This window comes from Streptomyces sp. NPDC057271 (assembly GCF_042668715.1).
In the GTDB taxonomy this organism is placed as follows: Bacteria; Actinomycetota; Actinomycetes; order Streptomycetales; family Streptomycetaceae; genus Streptomyces.
Window position 1 is genome coordinate 25549 of record NZ_JBHUYJ010000039.1, and the last position, 23996, is coordinate 49544.

The window sequence follows — 23996 nt, forward strand, 5'->3', positions numbered from 1 at the left end:
TGCGTCGACGCCCTCGACGAAAGGCCGACCGGCTGGAGGCCGGCGGGCAGATGTCGTCCCTCGCCTCCGGCATCCGGCACTTCCTCGCCGCGTAGCCACTTTTTTGTGGGTACTTGGCGGGGGGCGGCGGTGCGGCGAACCTTGTGGAGGGCGGTCGCGGGGCCGCCAGGGCCGAGGGGGGTGCGTGGCGTGACGGGTCATAAGGCCGAGCGGCTAACGGTGAGCCTCTCCAGGCGGCGGTGCCCCCAGTCAGACAGGGGCGCGAGCGCCTCCGAGAGCTGCCTGCCGAACTCCGTCAGGGAGTACTCGGTCTTCAGCGGCAGCGTGTCGTACACCTCCCGGTGCACGAGGCCGTCGATCTCCATCTCGCGGAGCGCCTGAGTCAGCACCTTCTCGCTGAGGCCGGGCAGGACGCGCCGAAGTTCGCCCGGGCGGCGCGGGCCCGATTCCAGCTGCCAGAGCAGAGCCGTCTTCCACTTTCCGTCGATCACGGCGATCGCGGCGGTCACTCCGCAGACGTTCGCGTCCTGGGCACGACTGCGCGTCATTCCCTCCCCATTTCCTACGAATTGCCACTACTCACACAGGAGTTGGACCATGTCATCGGAGACCGATCACTCCTCCGTCACCGTACTCGGCCTCGGGCCGATGGGCCGAGCGCTCGCCGGTGCGTTCCTGGACGCCGGGCTGCGCACCACCGTCTGGAACCGGACGCCCGGGCGGGACCGGGAGCTGACCGCGCGGGGCGCGCTCGGCGCCGCGTCGGCCGAGGAGGCCGTCGCGGCGAGCGCGCTGACCGTGGTCTGCGTCGTGAACTACGACGCTGCGGACGCCGTCCTGCGGCGCGAGGCGGTCACCGGCGCGCTCAAGGGCCGCACCGTGGTCAACCTGACCGCCGACACACCGGATCGCGCGCGGTCCACGGCCGGCTGGGCGGCCGAGCACGGCGTCCGGTACCTGGACGGCGCGATCATGACACCGACCACCACCATCGGCACCCCGGGGGCGGTGTTCCTCCACTGCGGCCCGGAGGAGCTCTACCGCACGCACAAGCCCGTCCTGGACGCCCTCGGCGGGACGCACACCCACCTCGGCGAGGAGATCGGCCGCGCGGCCGCCTACGACATCGCGCTGCTCGACATCTTCTGGACGGCGATGGCGGGCTACGCCCACGCCCTGGCGGTCGCGCGGGCCGAAGGCATCACCGCTCGGGAGCTGGCGCCCTTCGCCCAGGGCATCGGCGCCATCCTCCCGCCGTTCTTCGAGGAGTCCGCGGCGGAGGTGGACGCCGGAAGGTTCTCCGGCGAGGGCAATCCGCTCACCTCGGCGGCCTCGTCCATGGCCCACATCGTCCAGGCGTCCGAGGCGCACGGCATCGACGCCGGCCTGATGCGCGCGGCCGAAGGCCTCGCCCGTCGCACCATCGGCCTGGGCCACGGCGCCGACGGCTTCCTCCGCATCACGGAGATACTGGGCCGCACCCGGCCGGAGGGGTGAGCCTGACGGGCCGGAGGGGGTACGGACGCCGGCCGGTGCCCCGCCGGCCGGCGAGGGGCTCATGCCCCTCGCGGACGACAACCCGCGCGTCCGCCACCTCCACCAGGCCCGTCACATCCCGTACACCGGGCCCGTCCAGCCCGTACACCGCGCCCGTGCACCCCGTACACCGGGCCCGTCCAGCCCGTACACCGCGCCCGTGCACCCCGTACACCGGCCCGCACACCCCGCCCGTCGTCCGCTTCCTGATAATCCGCGACGGATCGAGTGGCCTTACCCTGGCTGACATGACAGCCATGGCACCCGCGCGCACCGAACCGGACCTCTCCTTCCTCCTGGACCACACCAGCCATGTCCTGCGGACGCAGATGACCGCCGAACTCGGGGAGATCGGACTCACCCCCCGTATGCACTGCGTCCTCGTGCACGCCCTGGAGGCCGAGCGCACCCAGGCGCAGCTCGCCGAGATCGGAGACATGGACAAGACCACGATGGTGGTCACCGTCGATGCCCTGGAGAAGGCCGGCCTCGCCGAGCGCCGGCCCTCCAGTACCGACCGGCGGGCGCGGATCATCGCGGTGACGGCCAAGGGGTCGAAGGTCGCGGCGGAGAGCCAGGAGATCGTCGACCGGGTGCACGAAAGCGCCCTGTCCTCTCTCCCCGAGGAGGAGCGCGAGGTGCTGCTGCGCGCGCTGAACCGCCTGGTCACCGGCCATCTGGAGACTCCGGTCGAAGGTGCGCGGCCCGCCCGTCGGGCACGACAGAAGGGCTGAGTCCGACCCCCCGCACTTCACCCCCGGATCCTGATCCGTAAAAGATAGTCTGCAACAGAACCATCTGCTACGGTCTCTCCTGTTGCCTCCGTCGAACAGGAGAGACCCCCATGCCCGCCACGTCCGCCCCCGCGCGTTCCCGCTCGCTCACCCTCGGCGTCCTGGCCACCGGGATGCTGATGACGGTCCTCGACGGCAGCATCGTCACCGTCGCCATGCCCGCCGTCCAGAGCGACCTCGGCTTCACCCCGGCCGGGCTCAGCTGGATCGTCAACGCATATCTGATCGCCTTCGGCTCGCTACTCCTCCTCGCCGGCCGTCTCGGCGATCTGATCGGCCGCAGGCGGATGTTCCTCGCGGGTACGGCAGTGTTCACCGCCGCCTCGCTGCTCGCCGGCGTCGCCGCCTCCCCCGGCGTCCTGATCGCGGCGCGCTTCCTTCAGGGCGTCGGCAGCGCGACGGCCTCGGCCGTGAGCCTCGGCATCCTCGTCACGCTCTTCACGGAAGCCCGCGAACGCGCCAGGGCCATCGCCGTGTTCAGCTTCACCGGTGCGGCCGGCGCCTCCATCGGACAGGTGCTCGGCGGGGCCCTGACCGACGCCCTCACGTGGAACTGGATCTTCTTCATCAACCTGCCCATCGGCGTCGCGACCCTCCTCGTCGCCCTCCGGGCCCTGCCCGCCGACCGCGGCCCGGGCCTCAGGGCCGGCGCCGGCGCGGGCCTCAGGGCCGGCGGCGGCGCGGACGTGCTCGGCGCGCTGCTCGTCACGACCGGTCTGATGACCGGCATCTACGCGGTCGTCAAGATCGAGGAGTACGGCGCGGCCTCGGCCCACACCCTCGGCCTCGGCGCGCTCTCGCTCGCCCTCCTCGCCGGCTTCGTCGTCCGCCAGGCCAGGATCGCGAACCCCCTGATGCCGCTCCGCATCTTCCGCTCGCGCAGCGTCTCGGGCGCCAACCTGGTCCTGATTCTGATGGTCGCCGCCCTCTTCTCCTTCCAGGTCCTCGTCGCGCTCCACCTGCAGAAGGTCCTCGCGTACGGCGCCGCCGAGACCGGTCTCGCGATGCTGCCGGCCGCCGCCGTCATCGGCGCGGTGTCCCTGGGCGTCTCGGCCCGCCTCAACGCCCGATTCGGCGAGCGCGCCGTCCTGCTCACCGGGCTCGCGCTGCTCGTGGTGATGCTCGGTCTGCTCACCCGGCTCCCGGTACATGCCTCGTACGTCACCGATCTGCTGCCCGTGATGCTGCTGGCAGCCGGTTTCGGCCTCGCGCTGCCCGCTCTGACCTCGCTGGGCATGTCCGGCGCGAAGGAGGAGGACGCGGGCCTCGCCTCGGGTCTGTTCAACACCACCCAGCAGATCGGCATGGCCCTCGGGATCGCGGTCCTCTCCACCCTGGCCGCCGCCCGCACCGAGGCCCTGACCGAGGCGGGCCGCCCCCTCGCCGAGGCCCTGACCGCCGGTCACCGCCTGGCGTTCGCCGTCGCCACCGGGCTCCTGGCCGCCGCCTTCGCGGTCGCCCTCACGGTGCTGCGGCAGCCGAAGAGCGGCCGACCTGCGGAGCGAGGGCAAGGGCAGGGGCGAGAGCGGGGGCAAGGGCAGGGGCGGAAGCGGGTCGCGGCGCCCGCCGCGTGAGCGCCACACCGACACCGCGACCGCCGGCCGCCCCCACGTCGGCCGGTTCCGCGGCGGCCTCTGCCCGGCCGCGCACGCGAGCGCGAGCAGCACCCGCAAGGTTCGCGGACCGGACCCGATCCGCTCGATCACACGGCGGTACGGGAGTCCTCACCTGGCGTTGCCTGCCGTACGGGAGCCCTGACGGCACTTCAGGGGGCGCGGGCCCGCACCGGAGTCCCGCCCGGCGCGTGTCCGCCGTTCCGGTCCTCGCGTTGACCCGGCCGGGTCCCGGGCCGTGCGCGGCTCGGCGAGGCGTAGTGGAGTGGGACGGATCCCCGGCCGCGGATTCCCGGGGGTGAATCCCCGGGGGGACCCCCCGACACGGATTCCCGGACACGGATTCCCGGACACGGATTCCCGGACACGGATCCCCGACGCGGATCCCCGCGGCGGGCTCGCCCACCGGCCCACGACACCGACAGGGAGCAACCGACGTGAGCCGACACCACGCTCCCCGGCCGCAGGGGCCGCCGCAGGATACCGAGCCCGTCGGCGAGGCCCGCTGGCCCATGGCCGCCGCCGTCGTGACCGCCATGGTGCTCACGCTGCTGCTCCCCGACGCCCTGCGGATGGCGCCCACGTGGGTGCTCCCCTCCGTCGAAGGCCTGCTCCTGCTGACGCTGATCGCGGGCGACCCCGGCCGGATCGACCGCCGGTCCTCCGCGTTGCGCGCCGTGGCGATCACCCTCGTCGGCGTGCTCGCGCTCAGCGCCGTCTGGTCGACCCTTCAGCTGATCGACGACATCGTCCACAACGGGAAGGAGACCGCCTCCGCGACGAGTCTGCTCCAGACCGGGGGCACCGTCTGGGCGGGCACGGTCCTCGCCTTCTCCCTGCTGTACTTCGAGCTCGACGGCGGCGGAGCGGCGGCCCGCGCCCACCGCATGCCCGCCACCCCGGCACTCGCCTTCCCCCAGCAGTTCAACCCCGAGCTCGCCGCGCCCGACTGGCGCCCCCGCTACGTCGACTACCTCTACCTCGGACTCACCAACGCCACCGCCTTCAGCCCCACGGACGTCATGCCCCTGGCGCCTTGGGCCAAGATCGCCATGGCGGTCCAGTCCCTCGTCTCACTGGTCATCCTCGGCCTGGTCGTCGCCCGCGCCGTCAACGTGCTCACCTAGTGACAGACATACCGACCGATCAAGTCACATAAGGATGGCAACTGCCCCAGAGGGATACAGTCGGCTCGTGGCGGGAGCAAAAGAGCACTCCGAAGGAGCGGGACCGTTCACGACCCGGGTCACCTGGCGACCCGAGGTCGGCGTCACCGCCGTCTGGGAATCGCGCCTGGCACGCAAGCGCGCCCTGCTGACCGTCCACGCCGCGGGCGAGCCGGAGCCCCGCGCGCGGACAGCGGACAGCGTCTCGGTCGGCCGGACGCGCAGGCTGAACACCCTCGCCGCGTGCGCGTTCACCGTCGGGGGCGCGCTGTTCGCCCTGGGGGCCGGGCTGGCCCAGTTCGGCCCGGGCGACATGACGAGTGCCTGGATCTACTTCACCGGCGGCCTGTGCTTCAACACGGGCGCGTACGCCTCACTGCTCCAGGCGGTCAACACGCCCGACCGTGACCACGAGGCCGGGACCCTGGCCGCGCGGCGCTGGAGGTGGTGGAGCTACGAACCGGGCCGGATCGACTGGCTCAGCACCTTCGTACTGTTCGCCGGCACCCTCGTGTTCGGCATCAACCTGGTGGGCTCGCTGCTGGACGGGCTCTCCGTGCAGCAGGTGAACAGGCTCGTCTGGGCCCCGGACATGGTCGGCTGCGTCCTGTTCCTGATCTCGGGGCACCTCGCGCTGGTCGAGGTCTGCCACGGCCGGCCACGGCTCCTCCCGCACGACCTCGCCTGGTGGATCGTGGCGGTCAACCAGCTCGGGTCGTTCCTCTTCATGGCCTCGGCGGTCACCGCCTTCACGCGGCCCTCGACCGGGGACATGGTGAGCGTCGCCGTCGCGAACTGGGGCACGCTCACGGGAGCGGCGTGCTTCGGCGTCGGCGGCGTGCTCCAGTTCTACGAGCGCCCGGCCGCCTCCACCAGCAGCGCGACCCCGTCGAGGATCCGGTCCAGGCCGAAGCGGAACTCGTAGTCCGGCTCGTCCGCCTGTTCCATCACCCCCGAGTCCAGCATCCGCGCCACCGCCGGATAGCGCTCCGGGTCGGCCAGCCGCCGCAGGGTGTGGCCGTAACGGGAGAGGACCACCTCCGGACTCTGCCCGCTCGCGCTGATGACGGCCCCGAGGTCGGCCATCATCAGCGCCTCGTTGCGGACGAAGCCGCCCAGCAGCAGGACGACCGAGACCTTGGCCCCCTCGTCGAGGCCGGTACCCCCCAGGGCGACCATGGCCTGTTCCCACCAGGCGACGGTGTTCGGCGTCGCGGGCGGGCCGGAGAGCGGGATGCGGAGCATCCAGAGATTGCGGTGGTAGACCTCGCGGATCGCCCAGGCCCAGTGCTCGATCCCCTCGCGCCAGCCGGTGCCGGGCGGGAGCGGGGCCGGCGGGGCGCCCGTGGCGACGTCCTGCATCAGGACGTACAGCTCGCTCTTCGCCCCGACGTAGCGGTAGAGGGACATGGGCGAGACGCCGAGTTCCTTGGCGATCCGCCCCATGGAGACCGCGTCGAGGCCCTCCGCAGAGGCGACGGCGACGGCCGTCGTCACGATCCGGTCGAGGGTGAGCCCCGGCTTGGGGCCCTTGGAGGGGCGCTCGCGCAGCCCCCAGGCGGCCTCGATGCTCGCGGGCAGGAAGGTTCCGCCGCCCTCGCTCCTGTCGTCCGCCATCGCATCCGCCCTTCTTTCGCTTGACGGCCATCCTAGTAATGCGTAACCCTTACACAGTAACGCGTAAGGCATACGCAGTACCGATCCCAGGGGGACCCATGCCATCCGCCGTCGCGCCCGCACCACGCGCCCTCCCGGCCGTACCACCCGCCATCGAAGCCATCGGCCTGTGCAAGGCCTACGGGGCCGTCCCCGTACTGGACTCCCTCGACCTCCGCGTCGAACAGGGCACCGTCTTCGCCCTCCTCGGTCCCAACGGCGCCGGCAAGACGACCACCGTCCGCATCCTCGCCACGCTCACCGCACCGGACTCCGGCCAGGCACGCGTGGCGGGATACGACATCGCCGACGAGCGGTCCCGCGTGCGCCGCGCCATCAGCCTGACCGGACAGTTCGCCGCCGTCGACGAGATGCAGACCGGCGTCGAGAACCTGCGCATGATGGCCCGGCTCTCCGGGCTCTCCCGCCCGGCCGCCGCCCGCCGCGCCGCCGAACTCCTGGAGCGCTTCGGCCTCTCCGACGCGGGCGGGCGCCTCGCCAGGACGTACTCGGGCGGCATGCGCCGCCGCCTCGATCTCGCCGCCGGCCTGGTCCGCGACCCCGGCGAGACCTCGGTGATCTTCCTCGACGAGCCGACCACCGGCCTCGACCCGCGCAGCCGCAGGGAACTCTGGGACGTGGTCCGCGCCCTCTCCGACAGCGGTACGACCGTCTTCCTCACCACCCAGTACCTGGAGGAGGCCGACCGGCTCGCCGACCGCATCGCCGTCATGGACGCCGGCCGCGTCGTCGCCGACGGCACCGCGCAGCAGCTCAAGGCCCGGTTCGCCGACCACCGCCTCGACCTCGTCCTGCGCGACCGGGAGAGCTACCTGCGGCTCGCCGACCGGGCCGTCCACCACGAGGCCGAGACCCTCACCCTCGGCGTCCCCACCGACGGCAGCGCCGCCCAGGTCCGGGCGCTCCTCGACGAACTCGACCCCGGCCGCACCGACATCGTCCGCTTCGCGCTGCGCACCGCGACGCTCGACGACGTCTTCCTGACGCTCACGGAGAAGGAGCCCCTCCATGTCTGACGCCCTCACGATGACCGGCCGCGGGCTCCGCCTCGGCCGCCGCAACGTCGACGCCGTCATCACCTCGATGATGCTGCCGATCATGCTGATGCTGGTCTTCGTCTACCTCTTCGGCGGAGCCATCGACACCGGCACGCTGTACGTGACCTACGTCGTCCCCGGCGTACTGATCCTCTGCTCCGGCTTCGGCTCCGCCGGTACCGCCGTCGGCGTCAGCGAGGACATGAAGGGCGGGATCATCGACCGCTTCCGCTCGCTCGACATCGGCGGTACGCCGATCCTCGCCGGCCATGTCGGCGCCAGCATCGCCCGCAACCTCGCCGCCACCGCTCTCGTCCTCGGCGCGGCCTTTGCCATCGGCTTCAGGCCCACCGCGACCCCCCTCGGCTGGCTCGCCGCGCTCGGGCTGCTCGTCGCCTTCATCACCGCGATCTCCTGGCTCTCCGCGGCGCTCGGGCTGCTCACCCGCACGCCCGAAGCAGCGGGCGGGATCACGTTCCTCATGATGTTCCTGCCCTACCCGAGCAGCGCGTTCGTCCCGATCGAGACCATGCCGGGCTGGCTGCACGGCTTCGCCGAGCACCAGCCCGTCACCCCTCTCATCGAGTCGATGCGCGGACTGCTGCTCGACCAGCCGGTCGGCAACACGCCCTGGATCGCGCTGGCCTGGTGCGCGGGCATCATGGCCACGGGCATCGCCGCCTCGGGGACGCTGTTCCGCCTCCGTACGAGGTGAGGGAAGCCGCTCAGAATATGTCGGGGCACCACGGCCGGCGCGCGGACCGCAGCAGCACGTCCGCGCGGGCGGCCGCACCCGCCGTCAGCTCCTCGACCCGCCCCAGCGCCACCAGCCGCGCCACCGACTCGTCACCGAGCGAGAGCGTCCCCAACTCGGCGATGTCGAGGGCGAGATCCGCGGACCCGGTCGTACGGGAACACTCCGCGCCCTCCGGGGAGGCGTCGAGCCGGTAGCGCCCGCCCGCCAGTCCGTCCGCGTCCCGCAGCTCCAGGACGAGACTGCCCGACGAGGCGTACGCACGCCCCTCCAGCACCTTGGCCACGTCCAGGACCCTGACCCACAGCATGTCGGCGTGGCTCAGGACCCTCGCCGCGCGCGGGTCGGGCAGGGTCAGCGGCAGCAGGTCGTCGGGGGCCCGGTAGCCCGACCGCACCGAGGTCACCCAGTCGATCGAGCAGAGGTAGCGCCACAGCGCCCGTTCGGCGGCCGGGGTGCAGGCGATCAGGTCCCGGACGGTGGCCGTGTTCACCGGCTGCTTGCCGTCGTCCCACTTGTCGTCCGAGCGGTAGCCGACATAGCCCTCGACCTCGCCGGACTCCGAGCGGTAGACGGCGTAGAAGGGCTCGGTCCAGGGCGTGGGCTGGAAGCCCAGGCCGGTGCCGCGGTCCCAGTCCCGGGCGCTGCGGTTCGGGACACCGGCCCGGACCCGGGCCAGGCGGCGATGGACCTCGGGGCCGATCTTGCGGATCTCCGCGCCGTCGGAGAGGTCGACCGAGCCGCCGCACTCGGGCCGGCCCGTACGGCGCGGGTCGAGCCCCGCGCGGGTCAGGTCGACGACCCACTCGGTGGTCCAGGTCGCGGGACCGAAGCCGTACCTGCCGTAGATCGGGTACTCGGCGGCGATGAGGGTCGCGACGGCGTCGCCCCGCTCCTTCGCCGCGGCGAGATCCGCCGTCATCACCCGGCGGAGCACCCCACGGCGGCGGTGCGTCGGCGAGACGGTCACCTGACTGATGGCGTCGGCCGCGAGAGAGCCGCCGCCGACGGTGGACAGCTCCTGCGTGAACGTACGGAAGGTGGCCACGATCCGGCCGCGGTCGAAGACACCGAGCGTGCGGGAGAGGTCGAACAGCGGCAGTCGCTTCTCGACCTCCTCGTCCGTGACGACCGGAGGGGTCATGAACCCGGTCTTGAGCGCACGCAGCCACTCGCCGAACTCGGACTCGCCCACGGGGCGTACCTCAAGGCTCATGACGGCGAGACTATGCACGCCGCCAAGCCCTCGCACGCGAGTTTTCCCGCCGGGTCGCCGGGGCCCCGGCGACCCCGGGGCTGCGGGCCCCACGGGCCCGAGCGGACCCCGCCGGGCCCGAGTCGGCGACCCCCCGGTCCCGACGGGCCCGAGTCGGCGACTCCCCCAGCCCCCGACAGGGCTTCGCCCCGCCCAGACGGTCAAGCCCTCGGGATCCCCTGCCCTGGGACGCTCGGGCATCCACAGCCTCGGGCACTCGGGAACTCCGGCACTCGGGAACTCCGGCGCTCACGTGCTCAGACACTCCGGCCCAGGCGCACACGCGCCCAGGCGCACACGCCCTCAGGCCAGGAGGTCGTCCACCTGGGCCTCGCCCTCGCGGTAGCGGCGGGTGATCTCCGCGCTGCAGTCGTCGGCCGTCCGCTGGAGATCCTGCCGTCGCCGCGAGATCTGCTGCTCGTACCCCGCGAGCCGGCCCATCGCCGTGTGCAGTTCGTCGTCCGTCCGCGCCCCGAGGTCGGACAGCTCGACCTCCGAGAGCATCTCCGCCGCCAGCCGCCGGTACTCCTCGCTCCGCGGCGTCGACAGCGTCACGTGCCGCGCGGACGAACCCCGCCGCGACGGCACGTCCGCGAGGATCTCCGACAGCCGGTCCAGTACCGGTGACTCCGGATCCGTACGCCGCGCCAGCTCGGCCCGGAGGATGTCGATACGGCCCTGCAGCATCCGTCGTACGTAACTGAGGTCCGCCTCGTCGCCCTGCGCGTCACGGCGGAGCGCGCGCAGCTCAGGCAGCCTCAGGGCGGCGACGTCGGGCTGCCGCCGCTCCGGCAGTGCGGGCTCCGTCGTCCGCTGCACGGGCGGACGTACGCCTACTCCGAAACGGGCCGGCGTCTGCCCGGCGCCAGGTGCACTCATGTGAATCGTCCCCTCGACCGGTGCGGAACCGCACCGCCTGACACGCATGGTGCCACTCCCGCCCCTGCACGTGCAGGCGCTCTGCACCCGTTCAGCCCCTATGTGAAGGTCTGTAGGTTGGCCTGTATGCGTGCAGTGGTGCAGAGAGTGGACGGCGCGAGCGTCGTCGTGGCGGGCGAGACGGTCGGCGAGATCGTCGGCGAAGGGCTGTGTGTGCTGGTGGGAGTCACCCACGAGGACACTCCGGAGAAAGCGGCACAGTTGGCCAGAAAACTGTGGTCCGTCCGGATTCTGGAGGGAGAGAAATCCTGTTCGGACATCAATGCCCCCTTGTTGGTGATTTCTCAGTTCACCCTCTACGGGGACGCCCGTAAGGGCCGCCGCCCCACCTGGAACGCCGCCGCGCCCGGTCCGGTCGCCGAACCCCTCGTCGACGAGGTCGTGGCGCGGCTGCGCGAGCTGGGCGCACACGTGGAGACGGGCCGGTTCGGAGCGGACATGCGCGTCTCGCTCACGAATCACGGCCCGTTCACGGTGCTCCTGGAGGTCTGAGGAGCTACGGCTCGACGACCGTCTCCTGCGCGGCAGCCGTCTCCCCGGCCATCAGCTCCGCGTCCACCGGCACGTTCCGCTTGACCATCGCCAGCGCGATCGGCCCCAGCTCGTGATGGCGGCCGGAGGTGGTGACGAAGCCCAGCTGACGGCCCTCGGCGCCGTCCGACGCGAGCCGGATCGGGGTGCCGTGGCCCGGGAGATGCACCTCGCTGCCGTCGAGGTGCAGGAAGACGAGGCGACGCGGCGGCTTCCCCAGGTTGTGGACGCGCGCGACGGTCTCCTGCCCGCGGTAGCAGCCCTTCTGCAGGTGCACCGCGGTGCCGATCCAGCCCAGCTCGTGCGGGATGGTCCGGTGGTCGGTCTCGAAGCCGAGCCGCGGCCGGTGCGCCTCGATCCGCAGCGCCTCGTACGCGAGCATCCCGGCGGCCGGACCGTGAGCGGCCGCGAAGGACTCCAGGTCGGCGCGTGGCAGGAACAGGTCGCGGCCGTGCGGGGTCTCCCGTACGACGACGCCCCGCGGCACCTCGGCGATGGAGCCGGCCGGGAGGTGGACGACGGCGACCTCGTCCGTACGGTCGGCGACCTCGACCCGGTAGAAGAACTTCATCGACTCCAGGTAGGCGATGAGGTCGTCCTGCGTGCCGGGCTCGACATGCGCCCAGACGGTCTCGCCGTCGTCGACGAGATAGAGCGCGTGCTCGATGTGACCGTTGGCGGAGAGGATCAGCGCCTCGGTGGCACGGCCGACCGGCAGCTCGCTGACGTGCTGGGTGAGCAGCAGATGCAGCCAGCTCAGGCGGTCGTCGCCGGAGACGGCGACGACACCGCGGTGCGAGAGATCGACGAAGCCGTCACCCGCGGCGAGGGCACGCTGCTCGCGGAACAGGTCGCCGTAGTGCGCGGCGACACCTTCGTCACGGCCTTCGGCGGGGACGGCGCCGGGCAGGGACAGCAGAGGGCTGTGCGCTGAATGTTGCTGCATGGGGCAAGCCTACGACTGCGTACCGGTGTCCTTGTTCGAACAGTCCCGGCACCGGCCGAAGATCGCGAAGTGCTTCATGTCCGTCTCGAAGCCGAAGGTCTCGCGCAGCTTCCCGGTGAACTCGGCGGCCACCTCCACATCCGCCTCGATGACCTCCGTACAGTCCCGGCAGACCAGGTGGAGGTGGTGGTGCCGGTCGGCGAGGTGGTAGGTCGGCGCCCCGTGCCCGAGATGGGCGTGGGAGACGAGCCCGAGCTCCTCCAGGAGCTCCAGGGTCCGGTACACGGTGGAGATGTTCACACCGGAGGCGGTCTTGCGGACCTCGCCCAGGATGTCGTCGGGCGTCGCGTGCTCCAGCGTGTCGACGGCCTCCAGGACAAGCTGGCGCTGAGGCGTCAGCCGATAGCCACGCTGCCGCAGGTCGCTCTTCCAGTCGGTGCTCACCACGCCCCCCAGTGTAGGAGGGCGTGGGCGCACACGGCTGGGTCTCGTGAGGCCTGATCGAAGAAGGCCCGCGGAGAAGGGCTCCTCGCCGACGGAGGAGTCCTACTTGAAGAAGGCGATGCCGTCGTCCGGCAGGTCGCCGAGGTTGCGCGCCATCTCCGCGACCTCCTCGGGCGTCACGACCTTCTTCAGGTGCGCGGACATGTACGGGCGGAGCGGGACCTCGGGGGTCGCCTTCTCACCCACCCACATCAGGTCGCCCTTGACGTAGCCGTAGAGCCGCTTGCCGCCGCTGTAGGCGCCGGACGCCGCCGTCCGGGCCACGGCGTCGGTGACCAGGTCGATCTGCGGCTTCTTGTCGGCGAGCTCGCCGTACCAGATCTCCACGATGCCCTGGTCGCGGACCATGACGGTCTCGACCTTGCGGTCCTTGTCGATCCGCCAGTAGCCGCTCTCGCTCTCCAGCGGGCGGACCTGGTTGCCCTCGTTGTCCAGGACCCACGAGTGCGAGTGGTACTCGATGAAGTCACGGCCGTCGTGGCTGAACGTCACGGACTGGCCGAAGTTGCACTTCTCGGCGCCGGGGAAGTCGGCCACGCCCGCGCCTTCCCACGTTCCGAGGAGGAACGCGAGGGGGACGAGGTCCGGGTTGAGGTCGGACGGGATCTCGATCATGAGCAGCTCTGTCGTTCCGTAGAGGTGGTTACCGCTGGCCCTGGTACAGCTTCTTCACGGCCAGACCGGTGAACGCGAGCACGGCGACGCAGACCAGGGCCAGGAGGACTTCGAAGAAGATGATCACGGGTGCTCCTCGGATGAGCGGTGAAGGCGGAACGGGCCGGACCCCAGCTTAGTCTGCGGGGACCCGGCCCTCTCTGTGAGGTCGGTCGGTGCGCGACCGGTCAGCTCAGGAGCTGGTTCTGGAGCGCCACCGTCTGCTGGAACGGGACCGTCAGCGCCTCTCCGTCCCGGGACTGGGCGATCAGCGCCACGGTGTCACCGGCCTGGATGTAGGCCCAGCGGGACTGATCGTCGTTCTGGGGCAGCTCGACGAACGAGTACAGCGCCGTGTACGGCACCCTGATGTCCAGCGCGGCGTCGCTGTCCACCTGGACGCCCTCGACCCCCTCGAGGAGCGGACCGGCCACCGAGCCGGCCTGGAGGGCGTCGTCCTTGAAGGTCTCGGCGAAGGCCACCGAGTTGAACCGGAGCAAGTGGATCCGGGTCGTCGTCCCGTCCGGCGTGGTCCAGCCCCTGGCCGCGATGTGCCGCAGCGCGGACTCCTTCAGCAACTCCGACAGCTCGGCCCGTTCGTCCGTCCGGTACTGGGACAGGAACTGGTCCACGCCGACCCAGCCGCCGTTCAGCTTCGGGTCGGGCGTGGCGCCGGCGGGTGCGGGGAGAAGGAGTCTGCGCAGGTCGGCGTGGTGGATCTCGCCGTCGTTGCCCTCGGTGAAGGGCCGCGGCACGTCGGCCGGGAGCGCGGGGAGGCTGAGCTCCGGGTACGCCCAGCGGCCGTCGCTCTCGGTCGCGAGACCGGGCACGTCGGTGCGCTCCATGGAGGTGATACCGAGCGCGGTCCCGGCCCCGACGCCGCCGAAGACGAGCGCGGCGGCGGTCCAGCGGGCGACGGCCCAGAGGAGCGGCCTGCGGGAGGCCCTGGGCTTGGGCTCGGCGTCCGGCCCGAGCTGCTCGGCAGGAACGGCGATGTCCGGCCCGGGCTGCTCGGCAGGCGCGGCGATGTCCGGTCGGCCGACCGGCTCGGCTGGCTCCGCCGGAGCGGCCCGAGCTGCACCGGGCGCCTCGGTCACCGCCTCCGCGGCGGGCGCCTCGGTCACCGCCTCCGCTGCCGGCGCCTCGGTCACCGCCTCCGCTGCCGGCGCCTCGGTCACCGCCTCCGCTGCCGGCGCCTCGGTCACCGCCTCCGCTGCCGGCGCCTCGGTCACCGCTTCCGCGGCCGGGGCGGCAGCCTGCTCCGGAGGCTTCACGCCGGTGTCCGTCGTCTGCTCGGTCATACGTACTCCCCCGGGGACGTGATGTGGTCCAGCTGCTTCTGCACCAGCTTGGCGGCCGCCGACCTGTCGAACGGCTTGGTGCCCGCGACGGTGACCGTGACCTCGACCTCGGACTCGTACGCCGTGCAGTGCATCTCCACGAGCTGCCCGGCCTTCTCCGCCTTCGTCAGGTCCTTGCTCTCGGGAACCATGAAGCAGGCGGAGTTCTTGTGCCCGCTGATCTTCGGCCCCTTGGGGAACTCGAAGAGCTCGAAGAGGTCCTTCCTGAGCTCGAACATCTCGCGGATCCGCTTCTTGTCCTTCATCTGCGCGACGCGGATGGAGACCACGACGTCGCTGCCCTCCGAGGCGAAGGAACGGACGGCGATGCCCTTGATGCCGACCTTCTCGACCCGCTTCTCGTACGCGCGGCGCTTCTTGCCGGAGAGCCCCTTGCCCTCCTGCTTCAGCAGCGCGAGGGCCTCCTTGTCGCCCAGCTCGCCGTCGTTCCCGTACGACTCGATGTCGGGGCCGAGGACGTATCCCTCCGGCACCGGCAGGAGCAGCTTGCTGAGCGGCGTCGACGCCCTGCCGCGCAGCGCGCCCGCGGCGGGGTCCTTGTACCTGTTCTCGGCCGTGTCGGCCGGTGCCTCCCAGACGACGGTCGGCGCGCTGCGGTCGGCGCCGTCGACGGTGACGGCGGTGTACGTGACGCCGCCGCCGATCGCGCCGAGGACGAGCACGGCCGGCAGGACGACCGCCCACAGCTTGCGTCCGCGGCCGGGCTTCGTCGGCTCGGTCACGGTGTTCAGGTCCTCGCTCACAGGCGCCCCAGCTGCTGCTCGGCGATCGAACTGATCTCCTTCGCGGAGATCTTCTTGGTGTCGACGACGAAGATCTCGGCCATGATGTCGCCGCGGTGGAAGTACGCCCGGGCCTCGTAGAGGTCCAGGTATCCGGCCTTCCGTTCCACCGGGAACAGGTAGTAGCGGCCGTTGGCGGAGCCCTTGATCGCCTCCCCCTCGGAGGAGGCGTAGTCCTCGTCGGACATGTACTCCATCTGGCCCTCGGCGTGTTCCTGCGCGCCGAGGGTGTCGGTGGAGCGGTACTGGACCAGCCGGATCTCGGTGAACCGGTACTTGCCCTGCTGCCAGGTCGTGCGCGCGACGCGCCTGATGCCACTGCTGAGCTGGAAGTCCAGCGCCCGACCCGGGTTCCTGAATTCACGGGCGTACGCGGACACCGGCATCCAGCCGTCGCCGAGGTCCGAGAACTTCGTCTCCTTCGCGCCCGCCGGGCGCGGCAGGAGCAGCTTGCGCAGATCGCCGTCCGTCTTGACCTTGCGGTCCTCGGAGACCGGCAGGGGCGCGGCCTTCTGCCCCGCCGGGAGCGGCTTCGGGTAGGCGAGACCCGGCTGGTTCAGTGCGGGCAGAGCCGTCGGCTCGCGCTCGGCCTGGATGCCGTAGCCCACGGCGGTGCCGCCGACGAGGCCGAGGACGGCGGCGACGGCGACGAGGCCGAGCGTCCGTCCGGTCCTGCGCCGACGCGGCGCGGCGGCGCTTTCTTCCGTGCTTTCCAAGAGGGTCCCCCCACGAGACCTGAAGCGAGGATTCCGTTATCCGCGCACAGGGCTGACTCGTGAGTGGTGCATGAGGTTGCAGAGGTTCGCATTACAGTTCGGTATATGGCGAAGAAGCTCGTGATCAAGGTGACCGCCGGGGCCGACGCCCCCGAACGCTGCTCCCAGGCCTTCACCGTGGCGGCCGTCGCCGTGGCCAGCGGGGTCGAGGTCTCGCTCTGGCTGACGGGCGAGTCGTCGTGGTTCGCGCTCCCGGGCCGCGCGGCCGAGTTCGAACTCCCGCACGCCGCGCCGCTCCCGGACCTCATCGACTCGATCCTGGCGGCGGGGCGGATCACGCTCTGCACCCAGTGCGCGGCCCGCCGCGAGATCACGGAGAAGGACGTCCTGGAGGGCGTCCGTATCGCCGGCGCGCAGGTCTTCGTCCAGGAGTCCATGGCGGACGGCACGCAGGCCCTGGTCTACTGACCGGCTGCTGAACCGCCCTGGTTCACCGACCGGCTACTGACCCTGCCCTGGTCCGCTGCCGGCTACTGATCCTCGCGGCGCTTCTTGCCGTCCAGTTCGTCCCACCACTCGTCGGACTGCGGGTCCCCGGACGGATCGTCCCACCAGCGGTCCTCCGGGCCCCGCCGGTTCGCGATCATCGCGGCGACCGGCGGGATGAGCATGGCGACCACGCACATCCCGATGGCGACGGGCATCGAGAACAGCCGCACGACGGCCCAGGCGCCCACGAAGAGCAGCAGACAGCCGCCCATCAGCCAGAAGTAGACGTGCCGACGACGCGCGTACATATCTTCAGGGTAAGACCGAAGGGCCGTGCCTCAAGTCCGGGAAAGCGTCCAACCCCCCAGGAGGCACGGCCCTTCGGCCGGCAGAAGGGGCTTCTTGGTCGAAGCCCTTGAGGCGCCCCCGCGCCGAGCGGTGCGAGGGGCGCGTCAGCTGATCAGACCGCGATCGCGACCTCGGCGAGGCCGCCGTGCTGCGCCACGACCTGGCGGTCGGCGGTGCCGCCGGGGACCAGGGCGCGGACGGTCCAGGTGCCCTCGGCCGCGTAGAAGCGGAACTGGCCGGTGGCGGAGGTCGGGACCTCGGCCGTGAACTCACCGGTCGAGTCCAGAAGGCGGACGTAACCGGTGACGGGCTCGCCGTCCCTGGTCACGAAGCCCTGGATGGTGGTCTCACCGGGCTTGATCGTCGAGGCGTCGGGGCCGCCGGGCTGTGCTCCACACATGTCTTTCGTCCTGTCCTTGGGTCCGTGCGTCCGGTGGTGTTACTTGTTGGCGCCGAGCTCGATCGGCACGCCGACGAGGGAGCCGTACTCGGTCCACGAGCCGTCGTAGTTCTTGACGTTCTCGACGCCGAGCAGCTCGTGCAGCACGAACCAGGTCAGCGCGGAGCGCTCACCGATACGGCAGTAGGCGATGGTGTCCTTCGCCAGGTCGACCCGCTCGTCCTCGTAGAGGGCCTTGAGCTCGTCGTCCGACTTGAAGGTGCCGTCGTCGTTGGCGTTCTTCGACCACGGGATGTTGCGGGCGCTGGGCACGTGGCCGGGGCGCTGCGACTGCTCCTGCGGGAGGTGGGCCGGCGCGAGCAGCTTGCCGGAGAACTCGTCGGGCGAACGCACGTCGACGAGGTTCTGGGCGCCGATCGCGGCCACGACGTCGTCGCGGAAGGCACGGATGGAGGTGTCCTGGGCCTTGGCCTTGTACTCGGTGGCCGGGCGGGCAGGTACGTCGGAACCGTCGACGAGGTCGCGGGAGTCGAGCTCCCACTTCTTGCGGCCGCCGTCGAGGAGCTTCACGTCCTGGTGGCCGTAGAGCTTGAAGTACCAGTACGCGTAGGAGGCGAACCAGTTGTTGTTGCCGCCGTAGAGGACGACCGTGGTGTCGTTCGCGATGCCCTTCGCCGAGAGGAGCTTCTCGAAGCCCTCCTGGTCGATGAAGTCACGGCGGACCGGGTCCTGCAGGTCCTGGGTCCAGTCGATCCGGATCGCGTTGCGGATGTGGTTCTTCTCGTACGCGGAGGTGTCCTCGTCGACCTCGACGACGGCCACCTGCGGGTTGTCGAGGTTCGCCTCGACCCAGTCGGCGTCTACCAGGACGTCGCTGCGGCTCATGCTGTTTCTCCTCCGGGGCAGTGTTCGGCGGTGTGGTGCGGTGTTGCGGTGCTGCGGGTGTCGCGCAGGGGGGTGCGGGTACGCGTCAGCGCCACGTACGGGCTACACGGGGGTGGCCCCGACCGGGGGTCGGAAGGGCCTGGGGAATGCGGGACTGGGGCGTCCCGCTCAGACGGGGCGACAGAGCATGGCGGCGATGCGGCACAGGTCTACTGCCCGCCGCTTCGTGAGATCCGCCTGTCGCTTCATGCCCACGATCGTAGGGACGGACAGGCGGCCGTGTCACCGGTGTGTCATATTTTGAGACGCGATCGTCCGAGATGTGGGACGAGATCACGGAGAAACCGGGCGCCGCCCGGGTCGGGGGCATGGCCGCGGGGTGGTTTTTCTACGGGTCGGACGGTGCCGTCTCACCATGTGGCCGAGCCGCCGTCCATACCGCCTCCGGCGCCCGTCCGTCGCATGCCGGCCCGGCCCGGGGCCGCCGTCGCCAGCCCGTCCGGTCGCCGTGTTCGGCCCGATCCGCAGCCGGGCCGCCGGCCTCAGCCGGCCAGGGCCACGTCCGTGCCCGTCACGGCGATCGCCACGCCGTCCTCGCGGGCCTCGACCCTCTCCAGCTTCATGCCCTGCGGCAGCCCGCCGATCTCGCGGTCGAAGTCGGTGCGCTTGCGGATCAGGGACTCCAGGCCCGGGATGCCCTCGCCCGGCACCTTGTCGGCGCGGACCCGGATGGTGTTCCCGTCGACCAGGGTCACCGAGGAGACGACGCTGCGGGTGACCGTACGGCCCAGGATCTCGACCCCGCCGGTGACCTTCAGCTTGCCGTCGCCGCCGTAGGCGATCTTCACGTCACGGTCGGCGGCGGCCGTCAGGTCGGCGTACGAGATCAGGGCGGTACCGGTCACGGTGCGCGCGCGGGCGCCCGCGAAGTCGTCCTCGACCGTCACGTCCCGGAGCGCGGCGGTCATCTCGCTGATCCGGATCCTCCGGCTGCCGGCCGTGGCCTCGACGCCGGTCAGCACCACGTCGACCTCGTCGAACCGCTTGTCCATCGCCTGGGTCAGGAACGGGAAGCCCTTGATGTCGACGTCCGTCGAGTCGGCCCCCGCGGGGCCGAGCCGCACGCGGTCGGCGGCCTCGGACTCGGCGTAGGAGACCGCGATCCGGTCGACGCCGACGAAGATCCCGCCGAGCACGACGGCCACGATCAGCAATACGCGCAGTGCTCGCATGACCTGCCCGCCCCCAAAAACTTGTCCGGCCCCCGGCATCAAGATCGACGCGTCGCGGGGCCGGATGGTTCCCCCGGGTCAGGCGAGGGCGCGTCCCAGCAGGTAGACGGCGGGGGCGGCGGCGGTCAGCGGGAGTGCGACACCGGCGGTCATGTGCACGAACCGTGAGGGGTAGTCGTAGCTCGCGACGTGCAGTCCGACGAGCGCGCAGACCCCGGCGGCGAGGCCGAGCAGCGCCCCTGAGGTCCCCAGGTCGGTGAACCCGCCGGCCGCGATCCCGGCGCCCGCGGCGGCCAGGAGCGCCACGACGACGGAGGCCGGGCCGGGCAGAGGGAGGGCGCGGGCGGAGGTGGGGGCGGGGACTGCGAGGCCGCCGACGACCACGGCGTCGGGCGCCGCGCCGAGGTGCCCGGTGGCGACGATCGTCAGCGCGGCCGAGGCGACGGTGGCCATCAGGCCGTACATCCGCTCGTCGGGGTCGGCGTGGCTGCGGAGCTGGAGGACGAGGGTGAGGAGCACCCAGACGCCGAGGGTGCCGATGATCGCGGCGGGCGCGTTCTCGCGGCCGGCGGCGAGCAGGGCGACGTCGGCGGCCAGGCCGCCGGCGAAGGCGAGGGCGATGCCCTGGCGGGCGGGCCACATGCCGTTGAGGCGGAACCAGCCGGCGGCGGTGACAGCCTGGAGCAGGACGAGCGGGACGAGCAGTCCGTACGAGCCGAGTGCGGCGCCGCCCGCGAGCAGGACGCCGAGGACCGCGGTGAGGGCGGCGGGCTGGATCCCGGGCGCGATGATCGGCGAGCGGCCCTCGGCCCGGGCGCGCTGGGCGTCCGTGAGGCGGGTGTGGCCGGAGGTGGTGGGCGCGGAGTACGCGGCCGTGGGCTCGCCCCGGACGGGGGCGGCGGCCGGCGTCTCGTCCGGCAGCGGGTGGGCCGTGGTCGCGGGCTGCGGGGGCAGGTGGGCGGTGGCGTCGTACGCCGCCGGCTGCTGCGGCTGCGCGGGCTGGACCACCGGCTGGTACTGGGTGTCCCAGGTCTGGCCCTGCCACGTCTGTGTGACGTGGGGATCCTGGGCGCCGTACTGCTGCTGACCCGCGTACGGGTCGTGGCTCGGGTCGTGGCCCTGGGGGTACCCCTGGCCGTAACCCTGGTCGTACGGCTGCTGCTGATCGCTGCTCATGCTGTGCGGTTCACCCTCCTGCGAACGGCGGGAGCACCTCGACCGTGCCGCCCTCGGCAAGGCGTACGGTCTCATGGCCGCGGGTCCCGACGGGGTCGCCGTCGACGAGGAACGAACACCGCTGGAGTACGCGGACCAGCTCGCCCGGGTGCTTCGCACGGGCGGCGTCCAGCGCCTCGGCCAGGTTCTCGGCGGTGTACGGCTCCTCGGCGACACCGGCGGCGGCCTTGGCCGCGGCCCAGTAGCGGATGGTTCCCGCTGCCATAGCGGCGCTCCCTTCGTTCGTGTGCGCGCCGGTGTCCATGATGGGCTATCGGCGGGTGAGCCAGTCCCCCAGACGGTGCAGCAGGTCCTCGTCGGCCGCGTTCTCGGCGTGGCCCATGCCGCGCTCCAGCCACAGCTCGTCCGCGCCCGCCTCCGCCAGCATGCGCGGGTGGTCGACGGGGAAGTACGGATCGCGGTCGCCGTGCACGATCAGCAGCGGGGTCGGCGCGATCAGCGGGACGGCCTCCACGGGCGACAGCGGTACGGGGTTCCAGTCCTGGTTGTGGATCCGTGTCCGGAGTCCGTACCGGCCGACCAGGCGGCCCATGGGGCGGGTGATCAGCCAGTGGACGCGGCGCATCGAGGGTGTCCCCCGGTAGTACCAGCGGGCGGGTGCGCTGACGGCCGCGACCGCGTCGGTGTGGCCGCCGGTGCCCCGTTCCAGGGCCGCGTGGCGCAGCACGACCGAGCCGCCCATGGAGAAGCCGAGGGTCGCCACGCGCGCGTGGCCGAGCTTCCGGGCCCAGCGCACGGCGGCGGAGAGGTCGAGGACCTCACGGTCGCCGACGGTGGAGCGACCACCCGAACGGCCGTGTCCGCGGAAGGAGAAAGTGACGACGGCCGCGTGCTCGGCGAGCGCCTCGGCGGCACGGCGGACGGACGGCCGGGCGGCCGACCCGGTGAACCCGTGGGCCAGGACGACGGCGGTGTCGGTGACGCCCCGCGTACACGGTTCGTAAACAGCCTCGATACGGACACCGTCAGTGGTGTGCAAAGTGGCACGCTGGGGACGGGACGTGATCGAGGAGACATCCACGATGTGAAATCGCCCCTCTGCCTCGGAACTCATGTGGGCTATTCTCCTAGGCAGAGGATCCGGGCAACGCAGCCCCCGGGTCCTTTTGCGTTTTCCGACCGTTGTTACGGACGGATGAACAAAAGCTCTCAGGGCGCGAGAGCCGCATGTGAGACACGCAGACGTCCTCGCAGGGACCGAGGAGGAACCGACGTCATGGACGAGCGAACCGAGCACGACCGACAGGACACCCGGTCGGCCACCCCCGCAGGAGGCGGCCGATGAGTTCACTGCTGCTGCTGACCAACGCACTCCAGCCCTCGACCGAGGTGCTTCCCGCCCTCGGCCTGTTGCTGCACAACGTACGGGTGGCCCCGGCCGAGGGACCCGCCCTGGTGGACACCCCCGGCGCGGACGTCATCCTCGTCGACGGCCGTCGTGACCTCCCGCAGGTGCGCAGCCTCTGTCAGCTCCTCCGCTCGACCGGGCCCGGCTGCCCGCTGATCCTCGTCGTCACGGAAGGCGGTCTCGCGGCCGTCACCGCCGACTGGGGCATCGACGACGTGCTGCTCGACACCGCGGGTCCGGCCGAGGTCGAGGCCCGGCTGCGGCTGGCCACGGGCCGGCAGCAGATCGTGGCCGACGACTCCCCGATGGAGATCCGCAACGGCGACCTCTCGGTCGACGAGGCGACGTACAGCGCCAAGCTCAAGGGGCGGGTCCTGGACCTGACCTTCAAGGAGTTCGAGCTCCTCAAGTACCTCGCGCAGCACCCGGGCCGGGTCTTCACGCGCGCCCAGCTCCTCCAGGAGGTCTGGGGGTACGACTACTTCGGTGGCACCCGAACGGTCGATGTCCACGTGCGGCGACTTCGCGCCAAGCTCGGCCCGGAACACGAGTCGCTGATCGGCACCGTCCGTAACGTCGGATACCGCTTCGTCACGCCGGAGAAGGTGGAGCGGGCGGCTGAGGAGGCGCGGGCGAAGGAAGAGGCCCGGGTCAAGGATGACGCGCACGATGTCACCCCGGCGGAGGACGAGAACGTGGCGGAAGCCACAGTGCGACCTGCCGGTAGGTAGGTCACCCCGCGTAGACTGCCGCGCGTGGCCAAGGTGACGCGGGATGACGTAGCGCGACTGGCGGGTACTTCGACCGCGGTCGTGAGTTACGTCATCAACAACGGACCCCGGCCGGTCGCCCCGGCCACGCGCGAGCGTGTACTCGCCGCCATCAGGGAGCTGGGCTACCGGCCCGACCGGGTGGCGCAGGCGATGGCATCGCGACGCACGGATCTCATAGGCATGATCGTCCCCGACGCGCGTCAGCCGTTCTTCGGGGAGATGGCGCACGCGGTCGAGCAGGCCGCCGCCGAGCGCGGCAAGATGGTCCTCGTCGGCAATTCGGACTACCGCGACGAGCGCGAGGTCCACTACCTCCGCGCGTTCCTCGGGATGCGGGTCTCCGGTCTGATCCTGGTCAGCCAGGGCATGAGCGAGCGGGCCGCGAGCGAGATCGAGGCCTGGGACGCGCGTGTGGTGCTGCTGCACGAGCGGCCCGAGGCGCTGGACGACGTGGCCGTCGTCACGGACGACATCGGCGGAGCGCAGCTCGCCACCCGGCACCTTCTGGAGCACGGGCACCCGTATGTGGCGTGTCTCGGCGGCGTCCCGAACACCCCGGCGGTCGGCGACCCGGTCGCGGACCACGAGGAGGGCTGGCGGCGCGCCATGCTGGAGGCCGGCCACTCGATCGAGGGGCGGCTCTTCCAGGCTCCGTACAACCGCTACGACGCGTACCAGGTCGCGCTGAAGCTGCTCTCCGGCCCGGACCGGCCGCCGGCGATCTTCTGTTCCACCGACGACCAGGCCTTCGGTGTGCTGCGGGCGGCGCGCGAGCTGCGGATCGACGTGCCGACGGAGCTGGCGGTGGCGGGCTTCGACGACGTGAAGGAGGCGGCGCTGACGGATCCGCCGCTGACGACGATCTCCTCGGACCGCCCGGCGATGGCCCGGGCGGCGGTGGATCTGGTCCTGGACGACTCGCTGCGGGTGGTGGGGTCGAAGCGCGAACGGGTGAAGCAGTTCCCGTCGGCACTGGTGGTCCGCCGCTCCTGCGGCTGCGACGGCGGCTGACCCGCCGCA

The 23996-nt window shown here is 71.6% G+C and carries 27 protein-coding genes and 1 pseudogene; 11 read left to right on the forward strand and 17 right to left on the reverse strand.

Translation table 11 applies throughout. The features are described from left to right. Positions 1 to 197: 197 nt before the first annotated feature. Complete coding sequence (locus tag ACFUJR_RS19470) at positions 198 to 548, reverse strand: winged helix-turn-helix transcriptional regulator (RefSeq protein ID WP_383167844.1); 351 nt, start codon at positions 546 to 548, stop codon at positions 198 to 200. Between the two features lie 49 nt (positions 549 to 597). Here ACFUJR_RS19470 and ACFUJR_RS19475 point away from each other — a divergent pair, with 49 nt between their 5' ends. From ACFUJR_RS19475 to ACFUJR_RS19495, 5 genes are all read left to right on the forward strand, one after another. Next, complete coding sequence (locus ACFUJR_RS19475; RefSeq protein WP_383167848.1) at positions 598 to 1497, forward strand: NAD(P)-dependent oxidoreductase; 900 nt, start codon at positions 598 to 600, stop codon at positions 1495 to 1497. Between the two features lie 287 nt (positions 1498 to 1784). Next, positions 1785 to 2270, forward strand: a complete 486-nt coding sequence (locus tag ACFUJR_RS19480) for a MarR family winged helix-turn-helix transcriptional regulator (RefSeq protein WP_383167851.1) — start codon at positions 1785 to 1787, stop codon at positions 2268 to 2270. A gap of 110 nt (positions 2271 to 2380) precedes the next feature. Beyond that, positions 2381 to 3904 carry an MFS transporter gene (locus ACFUJR_RS19485; RefSeq protein WP_383167853.1) on the forward strand — a complete coding sequence of 508 codons (1524 nt, stop codon included), beginning with the start codon at positions 2381 to 2383 and terminating at the stop codon, positions 3902 to 3904. A gap of 476 nt (positions 3905 to 4380) precedes the next feature. Continuing rightward, on the forward strand, positions 4381 to 5070 hold the full coding sequence (locus ACFUJR_RS19490) for a hypothetical protein (protein ID WP_383167856.1): 690 nt from the start codon (positions 4381 to 4383) through the stop codon (positions 5068 to 5070). A gap of 67 nt (positions 5071 to 5137) precedes the next feature. Then, on the forward strand, positions 5138 to 6034 hold the full coding sequence (locus ACFUJR_RS19495; protein ID WP_383167859.1) for a hypothetical protein: 897 nt from the start codon (positions 5138 to 5140) through the stop codon (positions 6032 to 6034). Here ACFUJR_RS19495 and ACFUJR_RS19500 read toward each other — a convergent pair. Further along, complete coding sequence (locus ACFUJR_RS19500) at positions 5959 to 6726, reverse strand: TetR/AcrR family transcriptional regulator (protein ID WP_383167862.1); 768 nt, start codon at positions 6724 to 6726, stop codon at positions 5959 to 5961. The two genes, ACFUJR_RS19495 and ACFUJR_RS19500, sit on opposite strands and share 76 nt — an antisense overlap. A 98-nt stretch (positions 6727 to 6824) precedes the next feature. On the opposite strand from ACFUJR_RS19500, the gene ACFUJR_RS19505 reads away from it, so the two are divergent. Next, on the forward strand, positions 6825 to 7802 hold the full coding sequence (locus ACFUJR_RS19505) for an ATP-binding cassette domain-containing protein (RefSeq protein WP_383167865.1): 978 nt from the start codon (positions 6825 to 6827) through the stop codon (positions 7800 to 7802). After that, complete coding sequence (locus ACFUJR_RS19510; protein ID WP_383167868.1) at positions 7795 to 8538, forward strand: ABC transporter permease; 744 nt, start codon at positions 7795 to 7797, stop codon at positions 8536 to 8538. Before ACFUJR_RS19505 ends, ACFUJR_RS19510 begins: the two co-directional genes overlap by 8 nt. A gap of 10 nt (positions 8539 to 8548) precedes the next feature. Here the strand turns inward: ACFUJR_RS19510 and ACFUJR_RS19515 are convergent, their stop codons facing one another. Next, positions 8549 to 9793: a GNAT family N-acetyltransferase gene (locus ACFUJR_RS19515; protein WP_383167871.1), complete on the reverse strand. Its 1245-nt coding sequence runs from the start codon at positions 9791 to 9793 to the stop codon at positions 8549 to 8551. 342 nt (positions 9794 to 10135) lie between these two features. Next, positions 10136 to 10711: an ABC transporter substrate-binding protein gene (locus ACFUJR_RS19520; RefSeq protein WP_383167874.1), complete on the reverse strand. Its 576-nt coding sequence runs from the start codon at positions 10709 to 10711 to the stop codon at positions 10136 to 10138. A 126-nt stretch (positions 10712 to 10837) separates the two neighbouring features. Here ACFUJR_RS19520 and dtd point away from each other — a divergent pair, with 126 nt between their 5' ends. Next, complete coding sequence (gene dtd / locus ACFUJR_RS19525) at positions 10838 to 11263, forward strand: D-aminoacyl-tRNA deacylase (protein ID WP_383167877.1); 426 nt, start codon at positions 10838 to 10840, stop codon at positions 11261 to 11263. Between the two features lie 4 nt (positions 11264 to 11267). Here the strand turns inward: dtd and ACFUJR_RS19530 are convergent, their stop codons facing one another. From ACFUJR_RS19530 to ACFUJR_RS19555, 6 genes are all read right to left on the reverse strand, one after another. After that, positions 11268 to 12248, reverse strand: coding sequence for a YgfZ/GcvT domain-containing protein (locus ACFUJR_RS19530; RefSeq protein ID WP_383167880.1), 981 nt, complete (start codon positions 12246 to 12248; stop codon positions 11268 to 11270). 9 nt (positions 12249 to 12257) lie between these two features. Then, positions 12258 to 12695 (reverse strand): Fur family transcriptional regulator, encoded by a 438-nt coding sequence (locus ACFUJR_RS19535; RefSeq protein WP_383167884.1) that lies wholly within the window; start codon positions 12693 to 12695, stop codon positions 12258 to 12260. A gap of 99 nt (positions 12696 to 12794) precedes the next feature. Next, complete coding sequence (locus tag ACFUJR_RS19540; protein WP_383167887.1) at positions 12795 to 13367, reverse strand: FABP family protein; 573 nt, start codon at positions 13365 to 13367, stop codon at positions 12795 to 12797. A 227-nt stretch (positions 13368 to 13594) separates the two neighbouring features. Beyond that, positions 13595 to 14707 carry a hypothetical protein gene (locus ACFUJR_RS19545; RefSeq protein ID WP_383450579.1) on the reverse strand — a complete coding sequence of 371 codons (1113 nt, stop codon included), beginning with the start codon at positions 14705 to 14707 and terminating at the stop codon, positions 13595 to 13597. After that, positions 14704 to 15489, reverse strand: coding sequence for a hypothetical protein (locus tag ACFUJR_RS19550; RefSeq protein ID WP_383167896.1), 786 nt, complete (start codon positions 15487 to 15489; stop codon positions 14704 to 14706). The genes ACFUJR_RS19545 and ACFUJR_RS19550 overlap by 4 nt, the downstream gene beginning before the upstream one ends. 17 nt (positions 15490 to 15506) lie before the next feature. Beyond that, complete coding sequence (locus tag ACFUJR_RS19555; RefSeq protein ID WP_383167899.1) at positions 15507 to 16265, reverse strand: hypothetical protein; 759 nt, start codon at positions 16263 to 16265, stop codon at positions 15507 to 15509. A gap of 105 nt (positions 16266 to 16370) precedes the next feature. Here ACFUJR_RS19555 and ACFUJR_RS19560 point away from each other — a divergent pair, with 105 nt between their 5' ends. Continuing rightward, entirely contained in the window at positions 16371 to 16733 is a 363-nt protein-coding gene (locus tag ACFUJR_RS19560) for a DsrE family protein (protein ID WP_383167902.1), read from the forward strand. A gap of 62 nt (positions 16734 to 16795) precedes the next feature. On the opposite strand, the pseudogene ACFUJR_RS19565 reads toward ACFUJR_RS19560, so the two are convergent. From ACFUJR_RS19565 to ACFUJR_RS19595, 7 genes and pseudogenes are all read right to left on the reverse strand, one after another. Next, positions 16796 to 17074, reverse strand: a pseudogene (locus ACFUJR_RS19565) (DUF3099 domain-containing protein); the annotation flags it as partial. 140 nt (positions 17075 to 17214) lie between these two features. Further along, entirely contained in the window at positions 17215 to 17502 is a 288-nt protein-coding gene (locus ACFUJR_RS19570; RefSeq protein WP_352191368.1) for a DUF1416 domain-containing protein, read from the reverse strand. A 39-nt stretch (positions 17503 to 17541) separates the two neighbouring features. Beyond that, on the reverse strand, positions 17542 to 18387 hold the full coding sequence (locus ACFUJR_RS19575; protein ID WP_383167906.1) for a sulfurtransferase: 846 nt from the start codon (positions 18385 to 18387) through the stop codon (positions 17542 to 17544). A gap of 542 nt (positions 18388 to 18929) precedes the next feature. Beyond that, on the reverse strand, positions 18930 to 19619 hold the full coding sequence (locus ACFUJR_RS19580; RefSeq protein WP_383167908.1) for a DUF2993 domain-containing protein: 690 nt from the start codon (positions 19617 to 19619) through the stop codon (positions 18930 to 18932). Positions 19620 to 19697: 78 nt separating this feature from the next. Further along, positions 19698 to 20795, reverse strand: a complete 1098-nt coding sequence (locus ACFUJR_RS19585; RefSeq protein ID WP_383450582.1) for a hypothetical protein — start codon at positions 20793 to 20795, stop codon at positions 19698 to 19700. Between the two features lie 10 nt (positions 20796 to 20805). Beyond that, a complete protein-coding gene (locus tag ACFUJR_RS19590) occupies positions 20806 to 21060 on the reverse strand; it encodes a MoaD/ThiS family protein (RefSeq protein WP_352191364.1) in 255 nt (84 codons plus the stop codon). A gap of 45 nt (positions 21061 to 21105) precedes the next feature. Then, complete coding sequence (locus ACFUJR_RS19595; protein ID WP_383167914.1) at positions 21106 to 21909, reverse strand: alpha/beta hydrolase; 804 nt, start codon at positions 21907 to 21909, stop codon at positions 21106 to 21108. Between the two features lie 227 nt (positions 21910 to 22136). Here ACFUJR_RS19595 and ACFUJR_RS19600 point away from each other — a divergent pair, with 227 nt between their 5' ends. Both ACFUJR_RS19600 and ACFUJR_RS19605 read left to right on the forward strand, forming a co-directional pair. Next, positions 22137 to 22934 (forward strand): response regulator transcription factor, encoded by a 798-nt coding sequence (locus ACFUJR_RS19600; RefSeq protein ID WP_383167917.1) that lies wholly within the window; start codon positions 22137 to 22139, stop codon positions 22932 to 22934. A 24-nt stretch (positions 22935 to 22958) separates the two neighbouring features. Beyond that, positions 22959 to 23987, forward strand: coding sequence for a LacI family DNA-binding transcriptional regulator (locus ACFUJR_RS19605; RefSeq protein ID WP_383167920.1), 1029 nt, complete (start codon positions 22959 to 22961; stop codon positions 23985 to 23987). Positions 23988 to 23996: the final 9 nt, after the last annotated feature.

Excerpts from the sequence above, each read along its gene's own strand:
- ACFUJR_RS19480 (WP_383167851.1), top strand. The coding sequence starts at position 1,785 with ATGACAGCCATGGCACCCGCGCGCACCGAACCGGACCTCTCCTTCCTC.
- ACFUJR_RS19570 (WP_352191368.1), bottom strand. The coding sequence starts at position 17,502 with ATGTGTGGAGCACAGCCCGGCGGCCCCGACGCCTCGACGATCAAGCCC.
- ACFUJR_RS19575 (WP_383167906.1), bottom strand. The coding sequence starts at position 18,387 with ATGAGCCGCAGCGACGTCCTGGTAGACGCCGACTGGGTCGAGGCGAAC.
- ACFUJR_RS19540 (WP_383167887.1), bottom strand. The coding sequence starts at position 13,367 with ATGATCGAGATCCCGTCCGACCTCAACCCGGACCTCGTCCCCCTCGCG.
- ACFUJR_RS19470 (WP_383167844.1), bottom strand. The coding sequence starts at position 548 with ATGACGCGCAGTCGTGCCCAGGACGCGAACGTCTGCGGAGTGACCGCC.
- ACFUJR_RS19595 (WP_383167914.1), bottom strand. The coding sequence starts at position 21,909 with ATGAGTTCCGAGGCAGAGGGGCGATTTCACATCGTGGATGTCTCCTCG.
- ACFUJR_RS19510 (WP_383167868.1), top strand. The coding sequence starts at position 7,795 with ATGTCTGACGCCCTCACGATGACCGGCCGCGGGCTCCGCCTCGGCCGC.
- ACFUJR_RS19515 (WP_383167871.1), bottom strand. The coding sequence starts at position 9,793 with ATGAGCCTTGAGGTACGCCCCGTGGGCGAGTCCGAGTTCGGCGAGTGG.
- dtd (WP_383167877.1), top strand. The coding sequence starts at position 10,838 with ATGCGTGCAGTGGTGCAGAGAGTGGACGGCGCGAGCGTCGTCGTGGCG.
- ACFUJR_RS19560 (WP_383167902.1), top strand. The coding sequence starts at position 16,371 with ATGGCGAAGAAGCTCGTGATCAAGGTGACCGCCGGGGCCGACGCCCCC.
- ACFUJR_RS19530 (WP_383167880.1), bottom strand. The coding sequence starts at position 12,248 with ATGCAGCAACATTCAGCGCACAGCCCTCTGCTGTCCCTGCCCGGCGCC.
- ACFUJR_RS19580 (WP_383167908.1), bottom strand. The coding sequence starts at position 19,619 with ATGCGAGCACTGCGCGTATTGCTGATCGTGGCCGTCGTGCTCGGCGGG.
- ACFUJR_RS19600 (WP_383167917.1), top strand. The coding sequence starts at position 22,137 with ATGAGTTCACTGCTGCTGCTGACCAACGCACTCCAGCCCTCGACCGAG.
- ACFUJR_RS19475 (WP_383167848.1), top strand. The coding sequence starts at position 598 with ATGTCATCGGAGACCGATCACTCCTCCGTCACCGTACTCGGCCTCGGG.
- ACFUJR_RS19545 (WP_383450579.1), bottom strand. The coding sequence starts at position 14,707 with ATGACCGAGCAGACGACGGACACCGGCGTGAAGCCTCCGGAGCAGGCT.
- ACFUJR_RS19500 (WP_383167862.1), bottom strand. The coding sequence starts at position 6,726 with ATGGCGGACGACAGGAGCGAGGGCGGCGGAACCTTCCTGCCCGCGAGC.
- ACFUJR_RS19590 (WP_352191364.1), bottom strand. The coding sequence starts at position 21,060 with ATGGCAGCGGGAACCATCCGCTACTGGGCCGCGGCCAAGGCCGCCGCC.
- ACFUJR_RS19585 (WP_383450582.1), bottom strand. The coding sequence starts at position 20,795 with ATGAGCAGCGATCAGCAGCAGCCGTACGACCAGGGTTACGGCCAGGGG.
- ACFUJR_RS19505 (WP_383167865.1), top strand. The coding sequence starts at position 6,825 with ATGCCATCCGCCGTCGCGCCCGCACCACGCGCCCTCCCGGCCGTACCA.
- ACFUJR_RS19485 (WP_383167853.1), top strand. The coding sequence starts at position 2,381 with ATGCCCGCCACGTCCGCCCCCGCGCGTTCCCGCTCGCTCACCCTCGGC.
- ACFUJR_RS19520 (WP_383167874.1), bottom strand. The coding sequence starts at position 10,711 with ATGAGTGCACCTGGCGCCGGGCAGACGCCGGCCCGTTTCGGAGTAGGC.